The organism is Frankia sp. CoWAU3 (assembly GCF_977971855.1).
Genome location: NZ_CDWWXB010000134.1, coordinates 7,800 through 10,056, shown reverse-complemented (window position 1 = coordinate 10,056; position 2,257 = coordinate 7,800). Strand labels below are relative to the sequence as shown.

General features: G+C 69.3%; 2 protein-coding genes and 1 pseudogene. 1 reads left to right on the top strand and 2 read right to left on the bottom strand.

Annotated features, from left to right (window positions below):
• Nucleotides 1-406 precede the first annotated feature (406 nt).
• Nucleotides 407-616: a hypothetical protein gene (locus AC08ON_RS12470; protein ID WP_476608071.1), complete on the top strand. Its 210-nt coding sequence runs from the start codon at nt 407-409 to the stop codon at nt 614-616.
• Between the two features lie 14 nt (nt 617-630).
• On the opposite strand, the pseudogene AC08ON_RS12465 reads toward AC08ON_RS12470, so the two are convergent.
• A pseudogene (locus tag AC08ON_RS12465) lies at nt 631-771 on the bottom strand (FmdB family zinc ribbon protein); the annotation flags it as partial.
• Between the two features lie 44 nt (nt 772-815).
• A complete protein-coding gene (locus tag AC08ON_RS12460) occupies nt 816-1,799 on the bottom strand; it encodes a 5-formyltetrahydrofolate cyclo-ligase (RefSeq protein ID WP_476608072.1) in 984 nt (327 codons plus the stop codon).
• Nucleotides 1,800-2,257: the final 458 nt, after the last annotated feature.

Genomic DNA, 2,257 nt, shown 5'->3' with positions numbered 1-2,257 from the left:
GCTGTGTCGCCCAGGGCACCCCGAATCACCCCACAGCACGTCTACAAAACGTCACCGATCACAACGTAGCGTAATCTCTGCGCGGCCCTGCCGGGCCACCCCGGTGGCGCGGCCGGTTCAGGGTGGCCGAAAAACGCCGCCAGTGGGGCGGAAGGGCTTCCGTTAGATGAGTAAGTCCGAACTCCGGGCTGGCCGTAGCCGAGCCTGAAGAGATGGCTTCCAAGGTCATGGTGTGACGCAAGATCTGGAAACCCTCGTCGGCATCTCCCGATTACCGCATCCGGGGGCCGGTGGGTGAGCCGAGACGGGGAGGAGCTGGGTGCTCGGTGTCCGGGCATGCCAAAGGCGTCCAGGCCGAGATGCCCAGACGCCTTGGGCGGATCCAGCGGCTAGTCAGGCCGCCGCGGTGCTGGAGGCCGGAGTCGACGTCGTCGAGGAGACCGTGGCGGTGCCGCCCGACGAGGTCGAGGACGACGAGTCCGAGCTGGCGGAGCTGTTGGTGCTCCCCCCGGATGTCGCCTCGCTGCTGCTACCCGTGGCCGTGGCGTCGCCGACGTCCTTGGGGCGGTGCTGCGTGGACCCGCCGGAGGAGTTGGACCGGCTGTCGTTCTTGTAGAAGCCGCTGCCCTTGAACACCACGCCCACCGAACCGAACACTTTACGAAGTCGTCCGGCGCAGGCCGGGCACTCCGTCAGTGATACGTCGCTGAAGCTCTGTACGGCCTCAAGGTCACGCCCGCAGTCGGTGCAGCGGTACTGGTAGGTAGGCACGTGCTCCTCCCGGAGTTGGCACTCTGACGTGGAGACTGCCAACTTTAGCTTGTAGAGGGCCCGGGATGTTCCCCGGTGCCATGGGTTGGTTCGCACCGTAGCGTACGGCTCGGCGTGATGATGATCTTCACGTTATGATCATGGGGCTCCATGGGGATCTCATCCAGAACCTCTTGGTCGTGCAGGACGGCGATCACCGGAACGTCGGCGCCCACCCGGGCCAGCACCCGGTCATAGGAGCCCCCACCGCGCCCCAGACGCCGGCCCGTCCGGTCGACCGCGAGCGCCGGGATGATCACCACGTCGGCCTCGGCGAGAACCCCACGGGGTGCCGCCGCCGGTGGTTCGCGGGTACCCAGCGCGCCGGGCACCAGCGTTCCGACGTGCTCCCGGAAGTCCAGATCGAGATCGGCGCGTAGGGCGGGCAACAGCACCCGCACCCCGCGAGCCAGCAGTCGATCGAGCAGTTCGGCGGTGTCCGGCTCGCCGGGCAGCCCCACATACGCCGCCACGCACCGCGCGGCCTCCACCTCGGGCAGCCGTTGGATGCGGTTGGCCAGTCGGGACGCATCCGACCTGGACAGCGAGCCCCGACGCAGGGCCACGGATGCGCGGCGCTGTACCAGTAGCCGGGCCCGCAGGCGAGCCTTGGCCTCGCCTACCTCGTTGGCCTCGCCTACCTCGTTGGCCTCGCTCGTCTCGCCTGCCTCGCTCGCCACACCGGCGGGGACGGTCCCTCCCGCCGGGGCTGTCCCGCCCGCGTCTGTCCTGACGGCCTGGATGGCCGTACTCGTCTCACCCAGCGCCGACGCGCCGCCGACCAGGGCGGGTGCGATCCGCCCAAAGCCGCCGCCGGCCTCGGAGCCGGTGCCGGGGGTTCGGTCGATACCGTCGTGACGGGGGCGGGCACGCCCGGGGTCCGCTGGCCGACTCCCGCGTCCGGACACCGGTCCGGAATGCGGACGGATCGTCAGCTCGACGGTGAGCTCTTCGTCGAGATCACCCGGAGGCCGGTCATTCCACTGCACACTGACAGCCTCCCGCAGGTTGGCCGCCAGCGGGGGGTTGCCGCGGCATACGGCACGCGAACGTGGGCGTGATGTCGGGCGGAGGGGGCCCAGGTTGCCAATTGTGGCATATATAGTTACTGATGGTGATTTTATCGGTTGTTGGTGGAGGTGTTGTCAGTCACCGGTAGGGGTGCTGTCGGTGGTGGACCGGGTGGCACGGGGTGCCGCGGGCTCGTTCTCGGACCCGCGGCGCATGTCCGGGCGGGCGGCGGGCGGCGGGCGGGACCGGCGGCCACCGTGAGCTGTGCATTGCCTGTGCCGGGGCCATGGGCGGTGCCCGTGTCCACGGACCCGACTAAGGTTTCGGCTATGCCAGTAACGAAGGCGGTCATTCCAGCCGCGGGTCTGGGGACCCGCTTCCTGCCGGCGACGAAGGCCGTCCCCAAGGAGATGCTGCCGGTCGTCGACAGGCCGGC